The sequence below is a fragment of the Geodermatophilus africanus genome (genome assembly GCF_900107105.1).
In the GTDB taxonomy this organism is placed as follows: Bacteria; Actinomycetota; Actinomycetes; order Mycobacteriales; family Geodermatophilaceae; genus Geodermatophilus; species Geodermatophilus africanus.
In genome coordinates, this window is the sequence record NZ_FNOT01000019.1 from 24,929 (window position 1) to 51,077 (window position 26,149).

General features: G+C 73.6%; 24 protein-coding genes. 13 read left to right on the top strand and 11 right to left on the bottom strand.

Going from position 1 to position 26,149, the window contains the following annotated elements; all coding sequences use genetic code 11:
• Positions 1-102: 102 nt before the first annotated feature.
• Positions 103-537, top strand: a complete 435-nt coding sequence (locus tag BLW63_RS22650) for an IS110 family transposase (RefSeq protein ID WP_139263724.1) — start codon at positions 103-105, stop codon at positions 535-537.
• Between the two features lie 639 nt (positions 538-1,176).
• Here the strand turns inward: BLW63_RS22650 and BLW63_RS22655 are convergent.
• Complete coding sequence (locus tag BLW63_RS22655) at positions 1,177-1,503, bottom strand: GYD domain-containing protein (protein ID WP_091161323.1); 327 nt, start codon at positions 1,501-1,503, stop codon at positions 1,177-1,179.
• Positions 1,504-1,922: 419 nt separating this feature from the next.
• Here BLW63_RS22655 and BLW63_RS22660 point away from each other — a divergent pair, with 419 nt between their 5' ends.
• Positions 1,923-2,135: a hypothetical protein gene (locus BLW63_RS22660; RefSeq protein WP_139263726.1), complete on the top strand. Its 213-nt coding sequence runs from the start codon at positions 1,923-1,925 to the stop codon at positions 2,133-2,135.
• Between the two features lie 260 nt (positions 2,136-2,395).
• On the opposite strand, the gene BLW63_RS22665 is transcribed toward BLW63_RS22660, so the two are convergent.
• On the bottom strand, positions 2,396-3,070 hold the full coding sequence (locus BLW63_RS22665; protein ID WP_091161329.1) for a GntR family transcriptional regulator: 675 nt from the start codon (positions 3,068-3,070) through the stop codon (positions 2,396-2,398).
• Positions 3,071-3,223: 153 nt separating this feature from the next.
• Complete coding sequence (locus tag BLW63_RS22670) at positions 3,224-3,568, bottom strand: VOC family protein (protein WP_091161332.1); 345 nt, start codon at positions 3,566-3,568, stop codon at positions 3,224-3,226.
• A gap of 72 nt (positions 3,569-3,640) precedes the next feature.
• Between BLW63_RS22670 and BLW63_RS22675 the strand changes: the two genes are divergently transcribed.
• A complete protein-coding gene (locus tag BLW63_RS22675; protein WP_091161335.1) occupies positions 3,641-4,504 on the top strand; it encodes a sigma-70 family RNA polymerase sigma factor in 864 nt (287 codons plus the stop codon).
• A gap of 33 nt (positions 4,505-4,537) precedes the next feature.
• Here BLW63_RS22675 and BLW63_RS22680 read toward each other — a convergent pair whose 3' ends face one another.
• The 4 genes from BLW63_RS22680 to benA are packed head-to-tail and all read right to left on the bottom strand — an operon-like array spanning position 4,538 to position 11,973.
• Positions 4,538-7,258: a helix-turn-helix transcriptional regulator gene (locus BLW63_RS22680; RefSeq protein ID WP_211517239.1), complete on the bottom strand. Its 2,721-nt coding sequence runs from the start codon at positions 7,256-7,258 to the stop codon at positions 4,538-4,540.
• A 54-nt stretch (positions 7,259-7,312) separates the two neighbouring features.
• Complete coding sequence (benC, locus tag BLW63_RS22685) at positions 7,313-10,042, bottom strand: benzoate 1,2-dioxygenase electron transfer component BenC (RefSeq protein WP_091161337.1); 2,730 nt, start codon at positions 10,040-10,042, stop codon at positions 7,313-7,315.
• Positions 10,043-10,060: 18 nt separating this feature from the next.
• On the bottom strand, positions 10,061-10,591 hold the full coding sequence (gene benB, locus BLW63_RS22690) for a benzoate 1,2-dioxygenase small subunit (protein WP_091161339.1): 531 nt from the start codon (positions 10,589-10,591) through the stop codon (positions 10,061-10,063).
• Positions 10,592-10,596: 5 nt separating this feature from the next.
• Positions 10,597-11,973, bottom strand: coding sequence for a benzoate 1,2-dioxygenase large subunit (gene benA / locus BLW63_RS22695; protein ID WP_091161341.1), 1,377 nt, complete (start codon positions 11,971-11,973; stop codon positions 10,597-10,599).
• Between the two features lie 226 nt (positions 11,974-12,199).
• Between benA and BLW63_RS22700 the strand changes: the two genes are divergently transcribed.
• From BLW63_RS22700 to BLW63_RS22730, 7 genes are all read left to right on the top strand, one after another.
• On the top strand, positions 12,200-13,144 hold the full coding sequence (locus BLW63_RS22700; RefSeq protein ID WP_091161344.1) for a LysR substrate-binding domain-containing protein: 945 nt from the start codon (positions 12,200-12,202) through the stop codon (positions 13,142-13,144).
• The gene (locus BLW63_RS22705) at positions 13,141-14,244 is read left to right on the top strand and encodes a mandelate racemase/muconate lactonizing enzyme family protein (RefSeq protein ID WP_091161347.1); all 1,104 of its coding nucleotides are present in this window, start codon (positions 13,141-13,143) and stop codon (positions 14,242-14,244) included. The genes BLW63_RS22700 and BLW63_RS22705 overlap by 4 nt, the downstream gene beginning before the upstream one ends.
• Before the next feature lie 47 nt (positions 14,245-14,291).
• Positions 14,292-15,143, top strand: a complete 852-nt coding sequence (gene catA / locus BLW63_RS22710) for a catechol 1,2-dioxygenase (protein WP_091161350.1) — start codon at positions 14,292-14,294, stop codon at positions 15,141-15,143.
• The gene (catC, locus tag BLW63_RS22715; RefSeq protein WP_211517240.1) at positions 15,140-15,454 is read left to right on the top strand and encodes a muconolactone Delta-isomerase; all 315 of its coding nucleotides are present in this window, start codon (positions 15,140-15,142) and stop codon (positions 15,452-15,454) included. Before catA ends, catC begins: the two co-directional genes overlap by 4 nt.
• A gap of 281 nt (positions 15,455-15,735) precedes the next feature.
• A complete protein-coding gene (locus BLW63_RS22720; protein WP_091161353.1) occupies positions 15,736-17,118 on the top strand; it encodes an MFS transporter in 1,383 nt (460 codons plus the stop codon).
• 140 nt (positions 17,119-17,258) lie between these two features.
• On the top strand, positions 17,259-17,777 hold the full coding sequence (locus BLW63_RS22725) for a MarR family winged helix-turn-helix transcriptional regulator (protein WP_091161415.1): 519 nt from the start codon (positions 17,259-17,261) through the stop codon (positions 17,775-17,777).
• A gap of 123 nt (positions 17,778-17,900) precedes the next feature.
• Positions 17,901-18,353, top strand: a complete 453-nt coding sequence (locus BLW63_RS22730) for a DUF5313 family protein (protein WP_091161418.1) — start codon at positions 17,901-17,903, stop codon at positions 18,351-18,353.
• Between the two features lie 109 nt (positions 18,354-18,462).
• On the opposite strand, the gene hppD is transcribed toward BLW63_RS22730, so the two are convergent.
• Complete coding sequence (gene hppD, locus BLW63_RS22735; protein ID WP_091161355.1) at positions 18,463-19,668, bottom strand: 4-hydroxyphenylpyruvate dioxygenase; 1,206 nt, start codon at positions 19,666-19,668, stop codon at positions 18,463-18,465.
• Positions 19,669-19,848: 180 nt separating this feature from the next.
• Between hppD and BLW63_RS22740 the strand changes: the two genes are divergently transcribed.
• On the top strand, positions 19,849-20,367 hold the full coding sequence (locus BLW63_RS22740) for an Lrp/AsnC family transcriptional regulator (RefSeq protein ID WP_091161358.1): 519 nt from the start codon (positions 19,849-19,851) through the stop codon (positions 20,365-20,367).
• A gap of 21 nt (positions 20,368-20,388) precedes the next feature.
• Here BLW63_RS22740 and paaZ read toward each other — a convergent pair whose 3' ends face one another.
• From paaZ to paaK, 3 genes are read right to left on the bottom strand one after another with little or no spacing between them, the layout of a single operon-like run.
• Positions 20,389-22,458, bottom strand: a complete 2,070-nt coding sequence (gene paaZ / locus BLW63_RS22745) for a phenylacetic acid degradation bifunctional protein PaaZ (protein ID WP_091161360.1) — start codon at positions 22,456-22,458, stop codon at positions 20,389-20,391.
• A 43-nt stretch (positions 22,459-22,501) separates the two neighbouring features.
• Positions 22,502-23,131, bottom strand: coding sequence for a TetR/AcrR family transcriptional regulator (locus BLW63_RS22750; RefSeq protein WP_091161363.1), 630 nt, complete (start codon positions 23,129-23,131; stop codon positions 22,502-22,504).
• Positions 23,128-24,468, bottom strand: a complete 1,341-nt coding sequence (paaK, locus tag BLW63_RS22755; protein ID WP_091161366.1) for a phenylacetate--CoA ligase PaaK — start codon at positions 24,466-24,468, stop codon at positions 23,128-23,130. Before paaK ends, BLW63_RS22750 begins: the two co-directional genes overlap by 4 nt.
• 225 nt (positions 24,469-24,693) lie before the next feature.
• On the opposite strand from paaK, the gene paaA reads away from it, so the two are divergent.
• Both paaA and paaB read left to right on the top strand, forming a co-directional pair.
• Positions 24,694-25,659, top strand: a complete 966-nt coding sequence (paaA, locus tag BLW63_RS22760) for a 1,2-phenylacetyl-CoA epoxidase subunit PaaA (RefSeq protein ID WP_091161368.1) — start codon at positions 24,694-24,696, stop codon at positions 25,657-25,659.
• Positions 25,656-26,111 (top strand): 1,2-phenylacetyl-CoA epoxidase subunit PaaB, encoded by a 456-nt coding sequence (paaB, locus tag BLW63_RS29070; RefSeq protein WP_425284255.1) that lies wholly within the window; start codon positions 25,656-25,658, stop codon positions 26,109-26,111. The genes paaA and paaB overlap by 4 nt, the downstream gene beginning before the upstream one ends.
• Positions 26,112-26,149 lie beyond the last annotated feature (38 nt).

The window sequence follows — 26,149 nt, forward strand, 5'->3', positions numbered from 1 at the left end:
CGCCGGCGGATGAGCACTCCGTGTCCCGGGCCCGAGGGTCGAGGCCCACTCCGACCGTGCCCCGCCGGTTGGTGAGCAGGAGCGGACGGCCGGGGGGATGGCGTGCCCCGAGCACTGATCCAGGAGGTCGCCACGGTCTTCCCCTCCAGGGTTCGGGTGGATCGACGCCGAACCGAGGAGGCCACAGGCGCGGTGCCGTTCCTCGGCAACGACTGGGCCGAGGCCCATCACCACATCGAGTTCATCGACGAGGACGGACGACGGCTGACCGGCCCGGCGGCTGCCGTGGGAGTCGACGGGCTGGCGGCACTGCACGCCCTGGTCGCCGACCATCTCGACGAGGACGCCGTGGCCAACCAGGTCGTCGTCGGCATCGAGGCGTTGTCAGCCGTCAGCGTCAACCACTCGTCGGTAGAGAAGATGCCGCCCAGCGGCGAGCCGGGACCCACCATCAGCTCGACCGTGCCGCCCGGTGGGACGACGACCTGCGTCGTAGGGCTCCAGGGCCGATCGATCCTGGCGACGACGTCGTGGTGACCGGCCTGGACGGTGTGCCGGAGCACTTCCCCGCGCCCCAGGCTCCCTGCTTCTCGCCCGTCGATGAGGATCTTGTATCGGCGGAGGGCATCCTGGTAAAGCCCTGCCGGCGAGTGACGACGATCCGTCCGAGCTGATCGTGGCTGCCGCGCTGTTCCGAGGATGTGGCTGTCTCGGCATGTTGGCCGACGCCGACGCCGACGCCGCCGATCGCCTTGTCTCGCGGCGAGGCGTCACGTCGCAGCAGGAAGTAGAGCGGAAGGAGAAGTGCGGCCAGTCCGAGGAAGACGGTGCTCACGTGGTTGATCCCGCGACCCCACGTGAGTCGCGCGGCTCCCACATCGACCGCCGCGCCGCCCAGGCCGATCAAGCCGTACGCGCGGACATCCCTTCGGCTCCTGTGCGTGTGCTGACCCATGGTCGGAAGCTTGTTGGCCTCGTCCCGGGAACGCGTCCAGCCTGCGGTTCTCCACCAGGTCAGGCGACCAGATCAGCACAGGGCAGGGGGTCCCACAGTGCGCCGCCCAGGCGCAGAGGGCGGCTCGAGGGACGGCTCCAGCGGGGGGCGTGTCACTCCGGGTCGCGACCCCCGAGGGTCCGTGCACCCGACTGCGGGGTGGTCATGGCATTCGGCAGCAGCTATGCCCCAGGTGGTCGGTACCGCACCTGCCGCGCCCGCCCCATGGCCTCCATCGTCTCCTCGACGCTCATCAGGACCGTCGTCTCCAGCGGGCTCAGGGCGCCACCGGCCGCGATGGCCAACGCGACCGCGGCCATGGACACGTTGTCGGGTGCTTCCCAGAGGGTGTAGCCGTCGTGCGGTCCGAAGGCGTACCAGAACCCGTGGAGGGTCCCGCCGACCGACTCGATGTAGGTCTGAGCCGCCTGCCGACGGTCTTCCGGGTTGTCGAGCAGCCTGGCCCACGTCTCCGGCGTGTAGCTGAACCTGGTCAGGTAGAGCGGCATGGTCCCCGGCCCCCTTGTCCGTGCGGGTGCGCCTCTGTCGACGGATGCCGACGCTAGCCCTGATGAGCGGGCACGGGATCCGCTGGGCGCGGCCCGGGTGCCGGTGCTCATCCCGTGAGTTCGCCGCCTCGTTCGAGGCCGGCGGGAAGACCCGCGGTTGATCGCAGAGCTCGGGGCGTCGACGGGAGGCCCCGCCGAGCCGGCTGTCCCACCGTGGGCCGCCGCGAGACCGAGGGCGGCCCTGCTGCGACTCCACCGGATGCAGCGACATCGCCCATCACGACTGTCCCCGGACGGGGGACGCGGACGACTGTGCGAGGGAGGTGGGTTCCGCGCCCGTGGCGAGCCTCCGCGTAGAGCGCCCTCATGACGGAGGGGGCATCCTGCGTCGACTCCGGGTCGACGTCGACGGCCGTCAGGTGGCTGAACTCGACCAGGGGGAGTCCGCGGAGATCCCTCTCCCACCGGGCGCCCACACGGTGACGGGCCGGACGGACTGGACCAGTAGCCCGGCCTTCGACATCGAGCTGGGAGAGGACGAGCAGGTCCGGGTGCAGGTCGCTCTGCCGTTCGCCGCGCTGTGGAACATGGTCCGACGTCCGCGGACTGCGCTGACGATCCGCCGCATCTGACGCTCACCAGCCTGTTCACGTGGGCCTCTCATGGACGGGAGGCGGCCCGCGGGACACGGGACGTCCACCTCGCCCTCCGAGCCGCGACTGCCTGCGGATCTCGTCGACGTACGACCTGCCCGGGGGGCGATGACGATCACGACGCGCCCGCAGCCGTGTGGACGGCGCGAAGGTCGAACGTGCACGTGGAGGGGGGCTGCCCGTTCGAGCCGGGCCTGTGCGGGTACCCGGCGTCCCCCGGGGCACCGTCCACGCATGCCCTAGGTGAGCCGGCGCAGCACCTCGTCGACGCTGCGCCGGATGTGCTCCTCCACCTCGGCGGTGATCGCCGCCTCGTCACCCTCCTCGATGACGCGGACCAGCCGGCGGTGCAGCAACGCGTCGCGTTCGGGATCGTGCCGCACCGCCTGGTCCACGGTCAGGGCGACATGCACCTGCGACCCCACCAGGGGCCAGATCTTGCGCAGCGTCGGGCTGTCGGCCAGGTCCCAGATCGCCTTGTGCAGCCCGATGTGGGTCACGTGAGCCTGCAGGGCGTCCCCGGTCCCGATCGCGGCGAGGTGCACCGCCAGCGCCTCCCGAACGCCGTCCATCGCCGGCCCGTGCGGGTCCCGCGCCAGGCGCAGTGCCGCCATCGTCTCCAGCGGCATGCGCACCTCGGCGACGTCGCGCAGCTCCTCGGCCGTGGGTTGCGCGACGTGGATGCCCTTGTAGGGGACCTGGACGAGCGCGCCCTCGTGCACGAGCTGCTGGAGCGACTCGCGGAGGGTGGGGCGGCTGACGCCGAGCGCCTCGGCGAGGTGGACCTCCTTGATGCGCTGGCCCGGCCGGAGCTCGCCGGTGAGGAGGGCGCGCCGGATCCGCGAGGAGACCTCCTCCCGCCGGGTGGACGAGACGACCACCCCGCCACTCAGGGTCACGGCCGGCTCCGGCACCCGTGTCTCCTCACCCGTGCAGACTGACGATCTCCGCCATTCTCCACGGTTCCGCGTGGCCCCTGCTCAGCCCCGCCGGAAGGGCGCCCGGCGCAAACGGATCGCCGGACTCGGGGGGCCGTCCCGGTCACCAGGGGACGGCCCCCGCGGAGGTCAGCCGGCCTGGCGCAGGCCGATCAGGTTGCCGTCGCCGTCCCGGGCCAGGGCGACGAGGAGGCCGCCGCCGACGTCGGTGGGGTCCTGCACCGTCTCGGCGCCGGCGGCCACGACGGCGGCGAGGCTGGTGGCGACGTCGGCCACGTGCCAGTAGGCGACCGGGCCGGACTGCCCGTGCCGGTGGCCGTGCGGGTCCAGGCCGATCGCCTGGCCGTCGGCGTCGAACTGCACGTAGTACGGCGCGTCCACGACCGGTTCGGCACCCAGCAGGGTGCCGAACAGCGCCTTGGCGCGGGCCAGGTCGGCCACGGGGTAGATGACGGTGCGGATCCCGGTCGTCATGGTGTGCTCCTCGGGTGTTCGGGTTCGGGTCTGCCGTCCCTCTGACACGCGCCGACCGGGGAGTGTGACGACGTGGGTGGCAACGACCTCCTCGCCGCGCGGTTCGAGGAGCACCGCGACCGGCTGACCGCCGTGGCGCACCGGCTGCTCGGCTCGCGCGCCGAGGCCGAGGACGCCGTCCAGGAGGCGTGGCTGCGGGTGAGCCGGGCCGGCACCGCCGGGGTCGAAAACCTCGGCGGCTGGCTGACGACCGTCGTCGCCCGGGTGGCGCTCAACCAGCTGCGCGCCCGGGCCGGCCGGCGCGAGGACCCCCTCGACGACGCGCCGCAGGCCCGACTGCACGCCGTCGCCGACCCCGCCGAGGAAGCGGTGCTCGCCGACTCGGTCGGGCTGGCGCTGGGCGTCGTGCTCGACCGGCTCGCGCCCGCCGAGCGGCTCGCCTTCGTGCTGCACGACCTGTTCGACGTGCCCTTCGACGAGATCGCGCCGATCGTCGACCGCTCCCCCGCCGCCACCCGGCAGCTGGCCAGCCGGGCCCGGCGCCGCGTGCGCGCGGCCGGGCTGCCCGACGCCACCGAGCGGCGCCGGGAGGTTGTCGCGGCCTTCCTCGACGCGTCGCGCAACGGCGACTTCGCCGCCCTGCTCGCGCTGCTCCACCCCGAGGCGGTGCTGCGGTCCGACCCGGTCGCCACGGGAATGGGCAGCGCGGCCGAGGTGCGCGGGGCGACGGCGGTCGCCCGGTTCCTCTCCGGCCGGGCGCGGGCCGCGCGGCTGGTCCTCGTCGACGGCACACCGGGCGCGGTCTGGTCGCTGCGGGGAACGCCACAGGTGGTCTTCGCCTTCACCGTCGCGGACGGCGCCGTGACCGCGATCGACCTGCTCGCCGACCCGCCGACCCTCGCCGGCCTGGAGCTGCAGCCGCTCCCGCAGCGGTGACCGCCGGCCCGGCGACCGGGTCCGGAGGCCGCCTCACCCCTCGCGGGCGAACCGGGCCGCGAGCTCGGCGCGCGAACGGACTCCGAGCTTCGCGTAGACGCGGGTCAGGTGGAACTGGACGGTCTTGACCGACAGCAGCATCGACGCGGCCACCTCCTTGTTGGTCAACCCGGTCGCGACGAGCGTGGCGACGGCCCGTTCCTGCTCGGTGAGGGCCTCGGGGCCGGGCCGCGACGCGCGGGGTGCGGGCCGACCGGTCTTCAGCTCCCGGTCGCAGCGCTCCACGTAGACCTGCGCGCCCAGCGCCGCGAACGACTGGCGCGCGGTGGCGAGCAGCGCCGCGGCGTCCCGCCGCCGGCCGGCCCGGCGCAGGGTGACGCCGTGGGCGAAGTCCACCCGCGCCCGCTCGTACGGCATCGGCAGCCCCGCCAGCCCGGCCCGCGCCGCCTCGAACGCCTCCTCCGCGCCGGGGAGGTCGCCCCGGGCGGCGAGCAGCCGGCCGCGGACGTAGCCCAGCCGGGCTCCCGCCGAGCGGTGTCCCCGCCGGCGCACCGTCCCCTCGTGCGGGGCGAGGAACGCCTCGGCGTCCGAGAGCCGGCCGGTCACCACGAGCGCGTTGGCGTGGACGTCGTGCCACGGCCAGAACCCGGGCTCGTCGAGCCCGCCGCGTGGCGTCCGCAGGACGAGAGGGGTCAGGTGGCGGACGACGGACTCGTAGTCCGACGCCGCCTCCGCGACGGCGGCCCGGGCGAGCAGCGCGGGCACCGTCATGACCGTGTAGTCGTGCTCGGCGGCCGCGCCGAGCCGCAGGTGGCGTTCCGCGGCTTCCCGCTCGCCGCGGAGCGCCCGCACCTGCGCACCGGTCCAGTGGACGAGGGGGCGCAGCAGGTCCAGCCCCGTGGTCCCGAGCAGCACCTCGGCCTGGTTGACCGCGTCCAGCGCCCCGGGCCAGTCGCCGAGGACGAACCGGGTGCGGGCCAGCCACACCAGGGCCCACAGGGAGATCCGGTTCGAGCCGGTCTGCCGGACGGTGGGGACGGCGGACTCGAGCTCGCGCCGGGCGGCCTCGGGCTCGTCCCGGGCGAGGGACAGCCAGCCCAGTCCCATCCGGGCGCGCTGGTGCTGGGGGCCCGACGGGTTCTCGGCGACCGCGTGCCGGTACGCGGTGACCGCCGCCTCGACCGCCCCGCGGGCGGCGTGCCCCAGGCCGACGACGGCCCGGGACTCGACCGCAGCTGGGGATCCGGGTGCGGCGTGCTCCTCCGCCCGGCCGGCCCACCGGACCAGCTCGTCGCCGTCCCAGTCGGCCAGCGCGTGCAGGACGTGTCGCTGGCAGACGACCGCCGCGGCGTCGCGGTCGCTCCCGCGGTGCCGCCAGGCCGTCTCGAGATAGGCGACCGCCTCGGCCCGGCGGCCGCGCTGCACCGCGACGTAGGCCAGCACCGCGTCCCGCCGCGGGCCCGACGGCAGCGCCTCCACGTCGGGCAGCGCCTCGACGGCCTGGCCGATCAGGCCGGCTCCGGCGAGCGCGTCCACGGCCTGGATGAGCCGGCCCTCGCGTTCGGCCCGCGAGGGGCTGATCCGGCTGGCGTCGACGAGCGCCCCGGCGACGGCTGCCCACGCGCCCTCGTCGGCCTTGCGGCGGGCGAGCTCCACCAGCTGCCCGGCGAGGCCGGCGTCGGGCAGCGGCGCCGCCTCGACCCGGTGGCGCAGCCGCTCCAGCTCGTCGGGGACGACCTCGGCCGCCCGCGCGTGCAAGCGGGACCGGTCGCCGGGGCCCAGGGTGGCGGAGACGGCGCCGCGCACGAAGCGCTCCGGGAAGGTCAGCACGTCCAGGCCGGAGCCCGCGGCCGGCGCGAGGAGCCCGGCGGCACAGGCCTCGTCGAGGGCGCCGATCGGCTCCGCGAGCCCGGCCAGCGACGCGGCGTCGGCCAGTCCCGGGGTGTCCCCGAGCACGGCCGCGCCCTCGACGAGCGCCCGGACCTCCGGCGAGCAGCCGGCCAGGGCCCGCTGGACGCGGGACCGCACCCGGCTCGGCACGGGCAGCTCGGTGTGCCAGTCCGACCAGCGGGCCGGTGGGGTCTCCCGCAGCAGCTCCAAGAGGTCCCGCGGGTTCCCGGCGGTGTGGTCGCGCAGCCGCCGGGCGACCACCGACGGCAGCTCGGTGGCCGCCACCCGCGCGGCCAGGAGCCGGGTCTCCTCCAGTCCCAGTGGCCGTACCGGCAACCGGACCGCCGGGAGCCCGTCGAGCAGGTCGACGACCTCGGGGGTGCCGGGAGCCGGCCAGCCGGTGGCCCGCACGAGGACCAGCAGGACGGGCACGCCGGCCGACCGCGCGACGGCGGAGCCGATCGCCTGGAGCGAGACCGGGTCCGCGCGGTCGGCGTCGTCCACGGCGGCCAACAGCGCCCCGTCCGCCGCCCGGGCGGCCCACCGCCGGGCCAGCTCGGTGCCCAGGTCGGCCGGGTCCCCGGCGGCGTCGTCCGCGCCCGCTGCCGGACCGTCGTCGAGCAGCCGCCGGACGAGTCCGCCCGGCCGGTGGGTCTCCCAGGGCAGGCCGGCGGCCGCCGACACCGGCAGCTCGGCGTGCCGGTGCAGGAACCGGCGCAGCAGCGTCGTCCGGCCGCTGCCGGAGGCCCCCTCGACCAGAACGACCACGGGGCCGCCCGCCCGCGTTCCGCCCAGCAGCGTCTCCAGCCGCGCGGACTCCGCGGTCAGGCCCACGACGTGGACGTCGTCGTCCCCGGGGATCACGCCGACACCGTAGGTCCGCAGGGCGGCCCGTCCACGGCCGCCCGCACGCCGGGCTCAGCCCAGGTCGCCGCCGGCGACGGGCAGCACGGTCCCGGTGACGTAGGAGGCCTCCTCCGAGGCGAGGAACGTGATCGCCGCGGCCTGCTCGTCCAGGGTGCCGTACCGCTTCAGGAGGGAGGAGTCGACCGTCTGGTCGACGATGGTCCGGTACCAGGCCTGCTCCTGCTCGGTCTCCGGCGCGGGGCCCCGCGGCGTGCGGCGCGGTGGCGCGTCGGTGCCCCCGGGTGCGGTGGCGACGACCCGCACGCCGTGCGGGGCCATCTCCAGCGCGAGCGCGGTGGTGATGGCGTTGACCCCGCCCTTGGCCGCGGCGTACGGGAGCCGGTTCAGGCCCCGGGTGGCCACCGAGGAGACGTTGACGATGGTGCCGCGCCCCCGCTCGACCATGTGCGGCACGACGGCCCGGCAGCACCACAGCGTCGGCCACAGGGACCGGTCGATCTCGGCGCGGATCTGCTCGGGCGGGTAGTGCTCGAACGGCTTGGCCCAGATCGTGCCGCCCACGGTGTGGACCGCGACGTCGATCCGGCCGAACCGCGCGAGCGCGGCCGCCACGACCGCCTGCGCGCCCTCCCAGGTCTCCAGGTCCGCGACGACCGGCAGCGCCTCGGCGCCGGGGTGTCCCAGCTCGCCCGCGAGGTCGCGGACCAGCTCGGCGCGGTCGGCCAGGACCAGGGTCCCGCCCTCCGCACTGACCCGCCGGGCGGTGCGCTCGCCGATCCCCTGGCCGGCCCCGGTGACCAGGACGACCTGGCCGGCGAAGCGGCCCGGGGTGACGAACCGGGGACGGCGCCCCGCGGCGACGTCCCGCATGGCGCGGCGGGTGGTCTCCTTGGACCGCTCGGCGTGCTGGGAGATGAGCACCCGGGCCCGCTCGCGGTCACCGTCCCGGAACGCCTCGACGATGTCGAGGTGGTCCTGCGCGCACCGCGGGTGCACCCACGTGGCCGAGCGCAGCGACTCCGCCATGTGCCCCTCGACGCCGAGGGCCTGGTAGGCGCGCAGCAGGTGCTCGTTGCCGGTCAGGGTGAACGGGTAGTCGTGGAACGCGGCGTTGGTCTCGGTGTAGGCGGCGGCGTCGACGAACCGGTCGCCCTCGACGTGCGGCACGGTCGCCTCGGCCAGCAGCCGGTAGCCGGTGAGCTGCTGGTGGGTCAGCTTCCCGATGGTGAGCTCGAGCGCGCCCAGCTCCAGCGCCCGGCGGGCGTCGAAGACGGCGTCGGACTCGTGCACCGACGGGTGCTCCTCACCGATCTCGTACCCGTCTGCGGTGAGCGAGGATCCGTCGGCAGTGCCCGTCGTCCCGACCTCCGTGTCCCGGGGGGTCAGCGGCTCCAGCGCTGCGGCAGGGAGCAGCTCCTGACCGGCGACGGCACGCGCGCCGACGGCGGGCAGGAGGGCGTCGGCGTCCGCCACGGGCAGGACGTCGCCGGTGGCGGTCGGCTCCCCCACCTGCTGCCCGGCCAGGCGCCACATCGACGCCGGGGAGTCGGCGCCCCGCCCGGGCGCACCGGAGCCGAGCGGGAGCACCTCGACCGGCGGGAACAGCAGCTGCCCGGCGGTCGCCCGGCCCTCCCGGCCGTCGAGGGCGAGCAGGTCGGCCACGGTGTCCGGCACCACCACGGGCACGGGGAGCGGCTCGGCGGCGGCGTCCTCCGGCTCGGGCACGACGGCCTCGGGCTCGGGGACGGCGACCTCCTCGGCGGCCTCGGTCGGGACCGCGGCCAGCGCGAACTTCTCGTAGTAGAAGCCCGAGGGGGTCACCCCCAGCCCGGCGACGTGCCCGCGAACCGCCTCCACCATGGCCGGCGGGCCGCAGAGGTACACCGCGGCGTCCCCGCCGTGCAGGTGCTCGGGCCCGTAGAAACCGGTGACGTAGCCCTGGTTGCGCGCCCTGGTCGCGGGGTCGGCGACGCAGGCTTCCCAGGTGAGCCCGTCGATCGAGCCGGCGAGCTGCTCGAGGGTGTCGGTCTCGACCAGGTCGTCGTCGGTCGTGACGCCGTAGACCAGGTGCGCCCGGCGGTCGCTGCCGTCGGCCGCCAGCGTCCGCAGGATGGACAGGACCGGCGCCAGCCCGGTGCCGCCGGCCAGCAGCAGCAGCGGGGCGTCGGACTCCCGTAGGAAGAAGCTGCCGTGCGGGCCGGTGAAGGAGATCTCGTCCCCCACCCGCGCCCGCTCGTCCAGCCAGGTCGACATGACGCCGCCGGGGGTCAGCTTGACCAGGAAGGTCAGCGCCCGGTCCCGCGGCGCGTTGCTGAAGGAGTACGACCGGGACTGGTCGGTGCCCGGGACGGCGATGTTGACGTACTGCCCCGGGAGGAAGGCCAGCACGTCGCGGTCGTCGATCTCGACGGTGAGCCCGACCGTCGTCGGCGACAGCCGGTCCAGCGCGGTGACGCGGCCGCGGTGGGTGGCCGCGCTGGTCTTGGCCACGGCCGAGGTGGTGGCGATCTGCAGCACCAGGTCCGAGCGCGGCTTCATGCTGCAGGGCAGCACGTACCCGCTCCGGGCCTCGTCGTCCGACAGCGCGTCCTCGAGGTAGCTGCCGCCGTCGAAGTCGCCCGACTCGCAGAGGGCCTTGCAGGTGCCGCACGCGCCGTCCCGGCAGTCCAGCGGGATGTTGATCCGCGCTCGGTAGGACGCGTCGGCGACGGTCTGGTCGTCGCGGCAGGTGATGAAGCGGGTGACGCCGTCCTCGAACGCCAGTGCCACGCGGTGGTCCATGGGAGGTCGCTCCCCTGCTCAGAGGTGGTAGACGTCGACGACGTGGTGGATGTAGTCGTTCTTCAGGACCACGGTCTTGCGCCTGATCAGCGGCGCGGGCCCGGAGAAGTCGATCGTGTAGAACGACGTGCCGTAGTACGGGTCCACGGTCTTGTACCGGAAGTACATGGTGTGCCAGTTGAACCGGACGTCGACCAGGTCGCCGCGGCGCTCGATGACCTCGACGTTGGAGATGTTGTGGCTCGTCCGCGGCTCGGGGATCGACGTCGCGCTGGAGCGCTCGGTGCGGATCCGGAAGACCCGGTCCTCGAGGCCACCCTTGTTCGGGTAGTAGATGAGCGAGATCTCCCGCTGCGGGTCCTGGGTGAGCCGGTCGTCGTCGTCCCACGACGGCATCCAGAAGACGACGTCGGCGGCGTAGCACTCCAGCCACTTCTCGAACTCGCGGTCGTCGAGGTAGCGGGCCTCGCGGTAGAGGAACTGCTCGATGGCGTTCTGGGTGACGGTGCTGCTGCCCGCCGTCTCGACGGGGCTCTGCGTGGCGGTCATGACGGTCAGCCCTCCGGGGTCGCGACGTCGGTGCCGAACTGCTCCGCCACGGCCGCCTGCATCGTCTGCAGCCAGTAGCCGTGCTGGACGGGGTAGAGCCCCTCGTCCTCGTTGCGGAGGCCCGCGGAGACGACGCCGTCCATGCCGAGTGACCTCGCGACCTCGTCGGGACCGGTCAGCCAGTGCTCGGCGCCGCGGCTCATGTCGTTCCAGGGCGCGGCGGTGGCCCGGAAGGTGAGCTGGCAGGACCGGAACTCCTCCAGGTCGTCCGGCGTGGCCATGCCCGAGGCGTTGAAGAAGTCCTCGTACTGGCGGATCCGGTGCGCGCGGGCCTCGGCGCTCTCGCCCTTGGGGGCGATGCAGTAGATCGTGACCTCGGTCTTGTCCGGCGCGATCGGCTGGAAGTGCCGGATCTGGGTGCTGAACTGGTCCATCAGGTAGACGTTCGGGTAGAGGCACAGGTTGCGGGAGCCCTTGACCATGAACTCGCCCTTGGCCTCGCCGAACCGCTCCTTGAGCTGGTCCATGCGGTCCCACAGCGGGCGGTCCTGCGGGTTGGCCGCCCAGGTCCACAGGCACAGGTGGCCGTTCGGGTAGGACCAGTAGCCGCCGCCGGACTTGCCCCAGCCGCCGGCGTCCAGCGCCTTGGTGTCGTTCGTGGACTCGCCGGTGCTGCGCCGGGACGTCGTGGCCGCGTAGTTCCAGTGGGTCGCGGTGACGTGGTAGCCGTCGGCGCCGTTCTCCGCCTGGACCTTCCAGTTGCCGTCGTAGGTGTAGGTGGACGACCCCCGGAGCACCTCCAGCCCCTCCGGCGACTGGTCCACCAGCATGTCGATGACCTTCGTCGTGTCACCGAGGTGCTCGGCCAGCGTGCTGACGTCGGGGTTGAGGCTGCCGAACAGGAACCCGCGGTAGCTCTCGAAGCGCGCCACCTTCGTCAGGTCGTGCGACCCGCCGCTGTCGAAGGCCGCGGGGTAGCCGGCGCCCTCGGGGTCCTTGACCTTCAGCAGCGCCCCGTCGTTGCGGAACGTCCAGCCGTGGAACGGGCAGGTCAGCGTCATGCGGTTGTCCGTCTTGCGGCGGCACAGCATCGCCCCGCGGTGGGCACAGGCGTTGATGAGGCAGTGCAGCTCGCCGTTCTTGTCGCGGGTGATGACGACGGGCTGGCGGCCGATGGCGGTGGTGAAGTAGTCGCCCGGGTCCGCCACCTGGCTCTCGTGCGCCAGGTAGATCCAGTTGCCCTCGAAGATGTGGGTCATCTCGAGCTCGAAGAGCTCCTCGTCGGTGAAGATCCGGCGGTTCGCGCGGAAGACCCCGCGCTCGGCGTCGTCGACGACGGCGTCGGCGAGGACGTCGCGCACGTGGGTCACGTCGGCTGTCATGGCTGGGCCTCCGGGTCAGTCGGGGATCGGGCGCTGTCCCCCACTGTTCGTGGCGCTCGTCACGTCCGCGCCAGCACTTCGCCTAGTCCTGACCCAGCACCCGTCCAGACACTGGACGTCTCAATCGGCCGGAACTCGGTCTTTGTGGCTACACGTCCATCCGTCCTACGTTGGCTGCGTCACAGCGACCCGGCGCAGGCCGGGGCCGACCGCGGGAGGAGGGGACGTGGAGATCCGCCAGCTGCAGTACTTCGTCGCCGTGGCGCAGACCCGGCACTTCGGCCGCGCCGCCGAACGGCTGCACATGGCCCAGTCGCCCCTGTCGCAGGCCATCCGGCAGCTGGAGTCCCAGGTCGGCGCCACGCTGTTCGACCGGACGACCCGACGGGTCGAGCTGACGTCCGCCGGCGAGGCCCTGCTCCGCGACGCCGAGCGCATCCTCGAGTCGGTCGAGGCCGCGCAGACCCGGGTGCGCCTGGTGGGGGCCGGCCGCACGGGGCTGCTCCGCGTCGGGTCGACCGGACTGGCCGCCTACCGCCAGCTCCCCCAGCTGGCCCGGATCGCCACCCGCGAGCTGCCCGGCCTGGAGCTGAGGTTCGAACCCGACCAGCTCACCCCCGCCCAGGAGCGGGCGCTGGAGGAGGACCGGATCGACCTGGCCCTCCTCCGGCCGCCGCTGCGCCGCTCCGGCCTGGCGTCACGCCTGGTGGCGCGTGAGCGGCTCGTGGTGGCGGTGCCGCAGGGTCACCGCCTCGCGGGGGACGAGCCGGTGCGGCTCGCCGAGCTGCGCGACGAGGACCTCGTCGGCTACGGCGTCCCGGACTCGGTCGTGGACGGGGCCGTGACCCGGGCCTGTCTCGCCGCCGGCTTCCTCCCGCGACGCGGGCCCCAGGCGGCGCAGAACCCGGTCCTGCTCACGCTCGTCGCCGCCGGCCTCGGCGTGGCCGTCCTGCCGGAGTCGGCGCTGGCGCTCCGGGTGCACGGCGTGCACCTGGTCCCGGTCGCCGACGACGTGAGCATCGACCTGGCACTCGCCTGGCGCCGCGAGGACCCCTCCCCCGCCCTGGCCCGGCTGCTCCGCGCGCTGGACGCCAACGGCTTCACCACCCCCGACGTGGACCTCCCGTCGCCGCCCGCACCCCTCGACGTCCCCCTGGGAGGAACCCGGTGAAGATCGTCCGGATCGAGGCGATCCCGTTCGCGATCCCGTACCGCAAGCCGTTGCGGTTCGCCAGCGGCGAGGTCTCCGTCGCCGACCACGTGCTCGTGCGCGTGCACACCGACGACGGCGTCGTCGGCGTCGCCGAGGCCCCGCCGCGCCCCTACACCTACGGCGAGACGCAGGAGTCGATCGTCGCGGTCGTCGAGCGGCTGTTCGCCCCCGAGCTCGTCGGGCTGACCCTGCTGGAGCGTGAGACCGTCCACGCCCGGATGGCCCGCACCGTCGGCAACCCGGCCGCCAAGGCGGCCGTGGACATGGCGACCTGGGACGCACTGGGCCGCACGCTCGACCTGCCCGTCACGGCGCTGCTGGGCGGCTGCACCGACCGGATGCGGGTCTGCCACATGGTCGGGTTCGCCCCCGACGCCGAGATGGTCGCCGAGGCCGAGCGGGTCCGCGACACCCACGGCATCCGGGTCTTCAAGGTCAAGGTGGGACGGCGCCCGGTCGAGCTCGACGTCGGCGCCTGCCGGGCGCTGCGGGAGGCGCTCGGCCCGGACGTGGAGCTCTACGTCGACGGCAACCGCGGCTGGACGCCGTCGGAGGCCGCCCGCGCGCTGGATGCGATGGCCGACCTGGACCTCACGCTGGCCGAGGAGCTCTGCCCGGCCGACGACGTGCTCGGCCGCCGCTGGCTCACCGCCCGGACGACGGTGCCCACCGTCGCCGACGAGAGCGTCCCCACCCCGGCCGACGTGACCCGCGAGCTGCTCGCCGGCGCCGCCACCATGATCAGCATCAAGACCGCCCGCACCGGGTTCACCACGTCGCAGGCGATCCTGCGCCAGTGCGAGGGCCTCGGCGTGGAGGTCGTGATGGGCAACCAGATCGACGGCCAGGTCGGCACCGCCTGCAGCGTGGCCTTCGGCGCCGCTCACCGCGCCACGTCGCGCCGGGCCGGTGAGCTCTCCAACTTCCTGGACATGAGCGACGACCTGCTCACCGAGCCGCTGGAGATCACCGGCGGCGAGCTGGCCGTCCGTCCCGGACCCGGGATCGGCATCGAGATCGACCCCGACAAGCTCGCCCGCTACCGCCGGGACCGCTGAACGGCGACCGCACCACACCTCACCCGCCCCCGACACAGGAGACCACCATGTCCGCACCCACCGCCCCCAACCCGACCGCGGCCGGCTCCGGCCGCAACGCCACCGAGCGCTTCGCGCAGAAGCAGCGCAGCGCCGCCGAGGTCGACCACGCGCGGGTCTCGGCGATCGCCACCGACGCCCTCAGCGCACTGCACGAGGTCATCCGCGAGCACCAGGTCACCTACGACGAGTACGACGCCCTGAAGGCGTGGCTGATCCGGGTCGGCGAGGACGGCGAGTGGCCGCTGTTCCTCGACGTGTGGATCGAGCACGTGGTCGAGGAGGTCGCCAACGCCTCCCGCGAGGGCACCACGGGCTCCATCGAGGGCCCGTACTACATCCCCGGCTCCCCGGAGTTCCGCAGCGAGGCCACCCTGCCGATGCGCGAGGACGAGAAGGGGACGCCGTTCCTGTTCCAGGGCACGGTCACCGACCTCGAGGGCGAACCGATCGAGGACGCCCGGGTCGAGCTGTGGCACGCCGACGCCGACGGCTACTACTCGCAGTTCGCGCCGGGCATCCCGGAGTGGAACCTGCGAGGGACGATCCGCACCGGCCCCGACGGCCGGTTCGCCTTCCACACGGTCCGGCCGGCGCCCTACCAGATCCCGACCGACGGCTCGTGCGGCGCGCTCATCGCCGCCGCCGGCTGGCACCCCTGGCGGCCGGCGCACCTGCACCTCAAGGTGTCCGCGCCGGGCAAGCAGCTGATCACCACCCAGCTGTACTTCGAGGGCGGGTCCCACGTCGAGGACGACGTCGCCCAGGCGGTGAAGCCGGAGCTGATCCTCCGGCCGACCCCGGCCGCGTCGGGCACCGGCGAGGAGGTCACCTACGACTTCGCGCTGGACCCCGCGTGAGTCAGCTCTACGCGGTGCGGATGGACGTCGCGCTGCCGCCGGACATGGACCCGGCGGCACGCGACGACCTCCTCGCCCGGGAGAAGGCGTACTCCCAGCGGTGGCAGCGCTCCGGGCACTGGCTGCACATCTGGCGGTGCGTCGGGCAGTACGCGAACCTCAGCGTCTTCGCCGTCGACAGCAACGAGCAGCTGCACCAGATCCTGTGGGGGCTGCCGCTGTTCCCGTACATGACCATCACGGTGACGCCGCTGTCGCCGCACCCGTCGGACATCGCGCAGGACCCGGCGCACGACAGCACCGCGCAGTAGGCACCGCGCAGGACCCGGCGCAGTCGGCACCGCGCAGGACCCGGCGCAGTCGGCACCGCGCAGGACCCGGCGCAGTCGGCGCCGCGCAGGACCCGTCCTCCGACTGACCCCCGCGCCACCGCTCGATCCGCACCACCGCACCACCGGACCGCCCGGCGTCCGACTCAGCCGGCGCACCTCCCCCTCCCCCACCCGTGGCGACGTCGCTCGCCGGGTGTCCCCTGCCCTGCCACGGCCACCCGGCCGTCCCCGAGCCAGGGCCCGTCCCGAGGAGAACAGCTGTGGCACCACCCACGCAGGACGCGCTCCGTCGCAGGTCGGTCACCTGGATCGTCTCGCTGGCCACGGTCGGCCTGGTCTTCGACGGCTACGACCTGGTCGTCTACGGGACCGTCGTCCCCCTCTTCCTGCGCGACCCGGGCCAGCTCGGCGAGGTGACCCCGGCGCTGGCCGGGGCGCTGGGCAGCTACGCCCTCGTCGGCGTGCTCGTCGGGGCGCTGCTGGCCGGCAGCGTGGCCGACGTCATCGGGCGACGGAAGGTCATGCTCACCGCCTACGCGTGGTTCTCCGTCGGCATGGCCCTCACCGCCCTGGCGACGACCACGACCGCCTTCGGCCTGCTCCGCTTCGTCACCGGCATCGGGGTCGGCGCGCTGGTCGCGACCACCGGCGCCCTGGTGGCCGAGTTCGCGCCCGCGGGCAGGAAGAACGTGGCCAACGCGATCAGCTACTCGGGGGTGCCGCTGGGCAGCCTGCTCGCCGCGCTGCTGGCGATCCTGCTGCTCGACGCGATCGGCTGGCGGGGCATGTTCTGGATCGGCGCGCTGCCCCTGGTGACGCTGCTCCCCCTGGCCTACCTCAAGATGCCGGAGTCGCCGGCCTGGCTCGCCTCCCGCGGCCGGGTCGAGGAGGCGCGGGCGGTCGCGGTGCGCACCGGCGTCCCGCTGGTCGAGCCGGGCGCCGAGGGGCCGCGGGCCAGCACCCCGGTCGCCGAGGGCCGGGCTGGCTTCGCCGGGCTGGCCGGCCGCACCTACCTGCTGCCGACGGTCCTGCTCGGTCTGCTCAGCGCGACCGGTCTGCTGCTGGTCTACGCGCTCAACACCTGGCTGCCCGAGCTGATGGGCCGTGCCGGCTTCTCCACCAACGGGTCGCTGGCCTTCCTGCTGGTCCTCAACGGCGGCGCGGTCCTGGGCGCGCTGGCCGCCTCCCGGTGCGCCGACCGGTTCGGGCCCAAGCCGGTGGTGGCGGCGTCGTTCACGCTGGGCGCGGCGGCGATCGCGCTGCTGACCGTCGGTCTCCCGCTGGGCGTGCTGCTGGCCTTCGTGGCGGTCGTCGGACTGGGCACCAGCGGGACGCAGATCCTCATCTACGGCTTCGTCGCGACCTACTACCGCACCAACGTGCGCAGCGCGGGGGTCGCCTGGTGCGCCGGCTTCGGGCGCCTCGGCGGCATCGGCGGTCCGCTGATCGGCGGCCTGCTCGTCGCCTCCGGCATCGCGCTCAACTCGGTCTTCTACATGCTGACCGTCCTGGCCGCCGTCGGCGCCCTGCTCACCCTGCTCGTGCCGACGTCGGGTGCGCGACACGCGCAGGCCGCCCGCCGGGCGGCGCCGGCCGCGCTCGCGCTGGAGCCGCGCGACCTGCTCGCCCGCACCGCGGAGTAGCCCGTCCCCGACCGGAGGCCGGACAGCCCCGCCCTGGACGCCGACCCGGCGTCCGGGGCGGGCGCGTCCTCCGGCCTCGGCGACGGGCCGGACCGTTGGCGGACCAACCCTTGGCCCGCCACGAGACCTACGATGGGGCGGTGACGACTCGTGAGCCGACGCCCCCGGCCGCCCTCGCGCCAGAGGACGTGCTGGCCCTGGACCGGCAGGTGTGCTTCGCGCTCTCGGTGGCCGCCCGCAACGTGGTCGCCGTCTACCGGCCGGTGCTCGAGCCGCTGGGGCTGACCCACCCGCAGTACCTGGTAATGCTGGCGCTGTGGCAGCACGGGACGCTGTCGGTCAAGGCGCTGTCCGGCCTGCTTCAGCTGGACCCCGGCACGCTCTCCCCGCTGCTCAAGCGCCTCGAGGCGGCCGGGCTCCTGCGCCGCGAGCGGGACCCGCGGGACCAGCGCAACCTGGCGCTGGCGCTGACCGACGAGGGCAGGGCGCTGCGCGAGCAGGCCGAGAGGATCCCGGCCGGCATCGTCGAGCGCCTCGGCATGCCGGTCGAGCAGCTCATGAGCCTCCACGAGGCGCTCACCCAGGTGATCGCGGCCTCGCAGCAGGCGCTCGCACAGGCCAGCGGCGAGGGCGATAGCCCGGCGGTCACGGTTGCCTGACCCCGCGGTGTGACGGGGAACTCACCGACCCGGGCATCAGTTGGTGCCCCAACCCTTGGCGCGCTCACGGTCGTAGGGCACCATGGGATCGTGACCGTCGTCGAGCAGGAGCACCCGGGCCCCATGACAGAGCCGGCAGAGCACGCCACGACCGAGCCGATCGTCCGGCCCGGTCCCCACCGCTGGCTCTGGTACGCCCTGGGCGGCGGGCTGCCTCAGCGCCACCGCGGCTGGGTGCTGTTCGACACCACCACCAGCACGTGGTGGGCGCGCCACCTCACCCGCATGCTCGTCCAGATGTCACTGCCGATCGCGCTGATCCTGGTCTTCCTGCCCGCCCCGTTCGGGCTGCGCGCGGCGGTCGCCGGAGGCGGCATCTTCCTCGGCCTCATCTACTCGCTGGCCTACATGCCCGAGACCACCGAGAACCGGGTCGTGAAGGCGGGCTACCCGGCAGGTACTGCCACGGCCCACCGCGAGCGCGCCGCGCACCAGCGCGACCTGCGGGACAGCGAGCGCCGCCGGGCCGCCAACGCCCGGCGCGCCGCCCGCTACCGCGACCGCCACGGCCGCTGACCGCCGAGCGTGGTGACCCGGTGGAACGACTCCGCTGCAGGCCTGGAACGGCCGCCCTTCAGGGTCCCACCGCGAACCTGCGAGCGGTGGGGGGCAGCGGGGTCCTTCTTCAGAAATTGCCGCGCTTCTCCTGCTCGCGCTCGATCGCCTCGAAGAGCGCCTTGAAGTTGCCGATGCCGAAGCCCAGCGAGCCGTGTCGCTCGATCAGCTCGAAGAAGACGGTCGGCCGGTCACCGATCGGCTTGGTGAAGATCTGCAGCAGGTAGCCGTCCTCGTCGCGGTCGACCAGGACGCCGCGCGCCTGCAGCTCCTCGATGGGTGCCCGCACCTCGCCGATGCGCGCCCGCAGCTCCGCGTCCTCGTAGTAGGAGGCCGGCGTGGCGAGGAACTCGACGCCCTCGCCGCGCAGCGCGTCGACCGTGGTGAGGATGTCGTTGGTGGCCAGCGCGACGTGCTGGGCACCGGGGCCGCCGTAGAACTCCAGGTACTCGTCGATCTGCGACTTCTTCTTCCCGGTCGCGGGCTCGTTGAGGGGGAACTTCACCCGGTGGTTGCCGTTGGCGACGACCTTGCTCATCAGCGCCGAGTACTCGGTGGCGATGTCCTCGCCGACGAACTCGGCCATGTTCGTGAAGCCCATGACCCGGTTGTAGAAGTCGACCCACCGGTCCATGGCGCCGAGCTCGACGTTGCCGACGACGTGGTCGACGGCCTGGAACAGTCGCCTGGGAGCACCGTCCCGCTTGACGTGGGTGGAGCGGCGCGCGACGTAACCCGGCAGGTACGGGCCGGTGTAGCGGGAGCGGTCGACGAGGGTGTGCCGGGTGTCGCCGTAGGCGGCGATGGCGGCCAGCCGCACCGTGCCGTGCTCGTCGCTCAGGTCGCGCGGCTGCTCGAGGACGGTGGCGCCCTGGCCGGCGGCGTGCGCGATGCACCGGTCGACGTCCGGGACCGACAGCGCGATGTCGACGATGCCGTCGCCGTGCCGGCGGTGGTGGTCGGCCAGCGGGCTCGACGGGTCGTAGGCCCCCGTGACCACGAACCGGGCCGCGCCCGACTCCAGGACGTACGCGAGGTGGTCGCGGTTGCCCGTCTCGGGGCCGGAGTAGGCGACCAGCTCCATGCCGAGCGCCGACTGGTAGAAGTGCGCCGTCTGCGTGGCGTTGCCCACGGCCCACACCAGCGCGTCCCACCCCGAGACGGGGAACGGGTCGCCGGACGCGTCGTACTCGACCAGCCCGACGAGCTGCTCGAGCTGCGCGCGATCCAGCTGCGCCAGGCGCTCCTGGTCGTTCAGTGCCTGTTCGAGGCTCATGCTCGTCTCCTCGTCCGGGTCCGTCGGAGTGGCCGGCCCACTGGACACCACCGGGACCCGCTGGGCAACCAGCACCCCTGGAGCTGCGCCGACTGCGGATCCGGACCAGCCGACGACCACATAAGCTGGTCGGATCGTCCAGCCGGACGACGGCCGCGCGGAGGTGGAGGGACGACCGAGGTGACCGACGGACGCACGCTCGACGCCCTCGACGTGGCCCTCATGGCGGCACTCCGGGAGCACCGCCGCGCCGGGATCCTGGAGCTCTCCCGCATCACCGGGGTCGCCCGGGGGACGGTCGCCGCACGGCTGCAGCGCCTGGAGGACAGCGGGGTGATCACCGGCTACGGACCCGACGTCGACGTCTCCGCGGCGGGCTTCGGCGTGCAGGCGTTCGTCACGCTGGAGATCGCCCAGGGGGCCATCGAGGACGTCCGGCACGACCTGGAGCGCATCCCCGGCGTCCTCGAGGCGCACGCCACCACGGGCAGCGGCGACGTGCTGTGCCGGGTGGCCGCCGGCTCGCACGAGGCCCTGCAGCAGATCCTGGTGGACCTCAACCGGTCGGCGGCCGTGGTCCGCTCGACCAGCGTCGTCGCCCTGTCGGAGCTCGTCCCGTGGCGCACCCTGCCGCTGCTGCGGTCCGCGGCCGCGCCCGACGCCGGCCGGTCCGGCATGCACCTCGGCGGCGGCAGCTGACGGAACGGGCGGCGCGCGACGTCAGCCGGCCGCGTCGGCGCCCCCCTCCGCCGGCGGCCAGGTCTTGGCGACCATCGTAAGGACGTCGTAGGTCGCCACCGGCCGGCCCTCGCCGTCGACCACCACGGCGTCCCAGCGGACCTCGCCGTGCTCGGCGCCGCCGCGGGGGCTGATCTGCTTGCAGGTCAGCGTGACCGTCAGCTCCTCCCCGGGCTTGACCGGGGTGAGGAAGCGCAGGTTGTCCACGCCGTAGTTGGCGAGCACCGGGCCCGGGGCGGGGTCGACGAAGAGCCCGGCGGCCCACGAGACGATCAGGTAGCCGTGCGCCACCCGGCCGCCGAAGAGCGGGTTGGCCCGGGCGGCCTCCTCGTCCATGTGGGCGTAGAAGGTGTCGCCGGTGAACTCGGCGAAGTGCTCGATGTCCGCGAGCGTGATCGGGCGCGGGCCGGCCGTGATCGAGTCGCCGATGCGCAGCTCGGCCAGCGACTTGCGGAACGGGTGCACGCCGTCGTCGCGCCGCTCGGCGCCGGTCACCCAGCGGCCGCCGATCGCGGTGAGCTGGTCGGGCGAGGCCTGGACGGCGGTGCGCTGCATGTGGTGCAGCACGCCGCGGATGCCGCCGAGCTCCTCGCCGCCCCCGGCCCGGCCCGGGCCGCCGTGCACCAGCACCGGCAGCGGCGAGCCGTGCCCGGTGTTCTCCTTCGCGTCGTCCCGGTCGAGCACCAGGATGCGGCCGTGGGCGTGCGCCGCGCCGAGCACGAACCCCCGCGCGAACTCCCGGTCGTGGGTCACCACCGAGCCGACCAGACTGCCCTGACCGCGGGCGGCGAGCTCCACGGCCTGTGCCACGCCGTCGTAGGGCAGGACGGTGCTGACCGGCCCGAACGCCTCGACGTCGTGCGGCTCGGCGGCGGCCAGGTCGTCGCAGCGCAGCAGCATCGGGGGCAAAAAGGCGCCGCGGTCGCGGTCGGCGCCCACCACCTCGAAGTGCTCGGGGTCGCCGACCACCAGCTCGGCGACGCCGCGCAGGGCCTTCAGCGAGCGCAGCACCTCCTCGCGCTGGTCGAGGCTGGCCAGGGCGCCCATCTGGACCCCCTCGGCGTCCGGTGCCCCGACGACGACCTCCGCCAGCCGCGCCCGGGTCGCCTCGATGACGTCGTCCACCAGGGGGCGCGGGACGAACGCCCGGCGGATCGCCGTGCATTTCTGGCCGGCCTTGACCGTCATCTCCGCGACCAGCTGCTCGACGAACAGGTCGAACTCGGGGGTGTCCGGGGTGCCGTCCGGGCCGAGCACCGAGCAGTTCAGTGAGTCCGCCTCCGCGTTGAAGCGCACCGAGTCGGCCACGACCGCGGGGTGGCTGCGCAGCTTGCGCGCCGTGGCGGCCGAACCGGTGAAGAACACCAGGTCCTGACCGGCCAGGCCGTCGAGCAGGCCGGCCGCGCTGCCGGCCAGCAGCTGGAGCGATCCCTCCGGCAGCAGGCCGGACTCGATGATCTCCCGGACGACCGCCTCGGCGAGGTAGGCGGTCTGACTGGCCGGCTTCACGATCGTCGGGACGCCGGCGAGGAAGGCCGGCGCGAACTTCTCCAGGAACCCCCAGACGGGGAAGTTGAAGGCGTTGATCTGCACGGCGACGCCGCGCACCGGCGTGTAGAGGTGCTGGCCGACGAAGGTGCCGCCCCTGCCGAGCGGCTCGACGGCGCCGTCGAGGACCACGGTGTCGTCGGGCAGCTCGCGGCGGCCCTTGCTGGCGTAGGAGAGCACGGTGCCGAAGCCGCCGTCGACGTCCACCGCGCTGTCGCGGTCGGTGGCGCCGGTGCGGCGGGAGAGCGCGTAGAACGCGTCCTTGCCGGCCATCAGCCTCAGGCCCAGCTGCTTGAGCAGGCCGGCCCGCTGGTGGAAGGTCAGCTCGCGCAGCGCCGGCCCGCCGACGCTCCGGGCGTGGCCGAGCATCGCGGGGACGTCGAGGCCTGTGCTGCTGATCCGGGTGACGGTCTCCCCGGTCACGGCGTCGGCGATGGGTGTGCCCTCGTCCGGCGCGCTGTACCAGCGACCGGCGACGTAGCTCTGGAGCAGGGGTGCGGTCATCGGAGGACTCCTCTGGTGCTCCTCCACGGAGGAACGGGTGGGTTCAGGTCGGTGGCGACGGGGCGGGCCGAGCGCGCAGGCCCTGGAAGGTCGTGACGACGAGTGCGTCGGCGAGGTCGTCGGCGGACAGGCCGCCGTCGGGTCGGTACCACTCGGTCAGCGAGTTGACGGTGCCGAACAGCAGGCGGCTGGTGATGGCCGGGTCGACGTCGGGGCGGACGTCGCCCTCCTCCTCCGCGGCGCGCACCAGGTCGGTGACGACGCGGTCGAATCGGCGACGCCGCTGGAGGGCCGCCTGCTCGACCGGCGAGTTGCCGCGCACCCGCAGGAGCAGGGTCACGAACGGCAGCTCGGCGGCGAGCACGCGCACCGAACCGCGGACGACGTGCTCCAGGCGGTCGATGGCCGGTCCGGTGGTGGCGCCCGGCTCCTCGGTGACGGAGAACAGCGCGTCCAGGGCCCGGTCGAGCGCCAGCCGGAGCAGCTCGACCTTGCTGGACACGTGGTGGTAGATCGCCGACTTGGTGACGCCGAGCCGCGCGGCGAGCTCCTCCATGCTGGTGGCGTCGTAGCCGCGCTCGTTGAAGACCGCGACGGCGACGTCGAGCAGGGAGTCCAGCGAGTGACCCGGGCGGCCGCGCCGGGTCCGGGCGGGGTCGGCCGTGGACGTCACGCGCGGTCCCGGTTGTCGTAGACGCGCTTGAGCTTGCCCATCGACCGGGCCAGGGTCTCCGGGTCCACGACGACGACGTCGATGCTGGTGCCGACGGTGTCCTTCACCGCCTTGGTGACCTCGGCGGCGGCGATCGGCCGACGCTCGGCCGGGCAGTCGGGCCGGGCCTCGATCCGGGCGGTGAGGTGGTCCATCCGGCCGCGGGTGGTCAGCTCCAGGGCGAAGTGCGGTGAGAGCCCCGGGGTCCGGAGCACGATCTCCTCGATCTGGGTCGGGAACAGGTTGACCCCCCGCAGGATGATCATGTCGTCGGTGCGGCCGGTGATCTTCTCCATGCGCCGCATGCCGGGCCGGGCGGTGCCGGGCAGCAGGCGGGTGAGGTCGCGGGTGCGGTACCGGATGACCGGCATGGCCTCCTTGGTGAGCGAGGTGAACACCAGCTCGCCCTGCTCGCCGTCGGGCAGCACCTCACCGGTGAGCGGGTCGATGACCTCGGGGTAGAAGTGGTCCTCCCAGACGTGCAGGCCGTCCTTGGTCTCGACGCACTCCTGGGCGACGCCGGGGCCCATCACCTCGGACAGGCCGTAGATGTCGACGGCGTGGATGCCGGCGCGCTCCTCCATCTCGCGGCGCATCTGCTCGGTCCACGGCTCGGCGCCGAAGATGCCGATCTCCAGCGAGCTGGCCCTGGGGTCCAGGCCCTGCTTCTCGAACTCGTCGATCACGGTGAGCATGTACGAGGGCGTCACCATGATCACCCTCGGCTCGAAGTCGGTGATCAGCTGGACCTGGCGTGGGGTCATGCCGCCGGAGATGGGGATGACGGTGCAGCCGAGCTTCTCGGCGCCGTAGTGGGCACCCAGGCCTCCGGTGAACAGGCCGTAGCCGTAGGCGTTGTGCAGCTTGTCGCCGGGCCTCCCACCGGCCGCCCGGATGGAGCGGGCCATGACGGTGGCCCAGGTGTCGATGTCCCGCTCGGTGTAGCCGACGACCGTGGGCCGCCCGGTCGTGCCGGAGGAGGCGTGCACCCGGCGCACCTGGTCCTGGGGGACGGCGAACATGCCGAACGGGTAGTTGTCCCGCAGGTCGGCCTTGCTGGTGGTGGGAAACCTCGCCAGGTCGGCGAGCTCCCGGCAGTCGTCGGGGTGCACGCCGGCCGCGTCGAAGGCCGCCCGGTAGTGCGGCACGTTCTCGTAGGCGTGCCGCAGGGTCCACTGCAGCCGCTCGAGCTGCAGGGTGCGCAGCTCCTCGCCGGACAGCCGTTCCGCCGGGTCGAGGAGGGCCGGGTCGGGAGGAGCTCCCAGGCGCCGGGTGGGCTCGCTGGTCACAGCCGTCATGGCGGAGGCCTCCGTGGTCCTGAGCGTCGTCGCCGGACGGTCGGCGGAGGGCGTCGCTCCAAATACCGACCGGATGGTCAGGTAATCAACTCTCTCCAGCCGCGCCCTGTCAAGCCCCCTGTGGCGACTTCTGGCCAGGACTTGTGCGGCGGGCCGGCGTCAGGCACACTGATTACCGACCGTCCGGTCAGTAAATGGCTCGAGTCGCACCCCGAGGGGAACGAGATGTCGGCACCCACACTCGAACGGCCCGCCTCCGACGAGACCGCGCTGCAGAGGCAGTTCGACGCCACGATCGCCGCCGACCACCGCATCGAGCCGCGCGACTGGATGCCGGAGGGTTACCGCAAGACGCTCATCCGGCAGGTCGCCCAGCACGCGCACTCGGAGATCATCGGGATGCAGCCGGAGGGTGACTGGCTGCTGGCCGCACCGAGCCTGCGGCGCAAGTCGGTCCTCCTCGCCAAGGTGCAGGACGAGGCCGGACACGGCCTGTACCTCTACTCGGCCGCCGAGACCCTCGGCGCCGACCGCGCCGACCTCACCGACAAGCTCATCGAGGGCAAGCAGAAGTACAGCTCGATCTTCAACTACCCGACGCTGAGCTACGCCGACGTCGGCGTGATCGGCTGGCTGGTCGACGGCGCGGCGATCTGCAACCAGGTGCCGCTGTGCCGCTCCTCCTACGGGCCCTACGCCCGGGCGATGATCCGCATCTGCAAGGAGGAGTCGTTCCACCAGCGGCAGGGCTACGAACTGCTGATGACGATGATGCGCGGCACCGCGGAGCAGCGGGCCATGGTGCAGGACGCCGTCGACCGCTGGTGGTGGCCGACGCTGATGATGTTCGGCCCCCCTGACGAGCACAGCCCCAACACCGCACAGTCGATGGCCTGGGGCATCAAGCGGCACACCAACGACGAGCTGCGTCAGAAGTTCGTCGACATGTCCGTCCCGCAGGCCGAGGTGCTCGGCGTCACGTTCCCCGACCCGGAGCTCGAGTTCGACCCCGGGACCGGCCACTATCGGTTCGGCAAGCTCGACTGGGAAGAGTTCAAGCGGGTCGTCGGCGGCCAGGGCCCGATGAACGCCACTCGCCTCGCTCGCCGGCGGGCGGCCCGCGACGACAACACCTGGGTCACCGAGGCGGCCACCGCCTACGCCGCGAAGCACGAGGGAGCCGGCGCGTGAGCACCCCCGACGCGAGGACGACGGCCGAGCGAGCATCGCAGGGAGCGCCGGCGACCCAGGAGCGGAACGAGGGCGGAGTCGAGCCGACGGGCACCGTCACCGCCGAGGGCGGGCACGGCGCCATCCCGACCGGCCCCGAGGTGCCGGTGGAGCCCCGCCGCCGGGCCGTGAGGCGCGACTGGCCGCTGTACGAGGTGTTCGTCCGCGGCAAGCGCGGGCTCAACCACGTGCACGTCGGCTCGCTGCACGCCCCGGACGACGAGATGGCCATCGACGCCGCCCGGGACCTCTACACCCGGCGCAACGAGGGCGTGAGCATCTGGGTGGTCAAGGCCGCCGACATCACCGCGTCGAGCCCCGATGAGAAGGACCCGCTGTTCGCCCCCAGCGGCGACAAGGTCTACCGGCACCCGACGTTCTACGAGATCCCCGAGGACGTCCCCCACATCTGAAGCAGAAGGACCCCTTCTCCCCCCACGGCTCGCAGGCT

What these genes read in the sequence shown, in the direction of transcription:
- BLW63_RS22655 (WP_091161323.1), bottom strand. Translation starts at nt 1,503, where the DNA reads ATGCCGCTCTACCTGACCAGGTTCAGCTACACGCCGGAGACGTGGGCC.
- BLW63_RS22670 (WP_091161332.1), bottom strand. Translation starts at nt 3,568, where the DNA reads ATGACGACCGGGATCCGCACCGTCATCTACCCCGTGGCCGACCTGGCC.
- benC (WP_091161337.1), bottom strand. Translation starts at nt 10,042, where the DNA reads ATGGACCACCGCGTGGCACTGGCGTTCGAGGACGGCGTCACCCGCTTC.
- benB (WP_091161339.1), bottom strand. Translation starts at nt 10,591, where the DNA reads ATGACCGCCACGCAGAGCCCCGTCGAGACGGCGGGCAGCAGCACCGTC.
- benA (WP_091161341.1), bottom strand. Translation starts at nt 11,973, where the DNA reads ATGACAGCCGACGTGACCCACGTGCGCGACGTCCTCGCCGACGCCGTC.
- catA (WP_091161350.1), top strand. Translation starts at nt 14,292, where the DNA reads ATGTCCGCACCCACCGCCCCCAACCCGACCGCGGCCGGCTCCGGCCGC.
- BLW63_RS22730 (WP_091161418.1), top strand. Translation starts at nt 17,901, where the DNA reads ATGACAGAGCCGGCAGAGCACGCCACGACCGAGCCGATCGTCCGGCCC.
- hppD (WP_091161355.1), bottom strand. Translation starts at nt 19,668, where the DNA reads ATGAGCCTCGAACAGGCACTGAACGACCAGGAGCGCCTGGCGCAGCTG.
- paaZ (WP_091161360.1), bottom strand. Translation starts at nt 22,458, where the DNA reads ATGACCGCACCCCTGCTCCAGAGCTACGTCGCCGGTCGCTGGTACAGC.
- paaK (WP_091161366.1), bottom strand. Translation starts at nt 24,468, where the DNA reads ATGACGGCTGTGACCAGCGAGCCCACCCGGCGCCTGGGAGCTCCTCCC.
- paaA (WP_091161368.1), top strand. Translation starts at nt 24,694, where the DNA reads ATGTCGGCACCCACACTCGAACGGCCCGCCTCCGACGAGACCGCGCTG.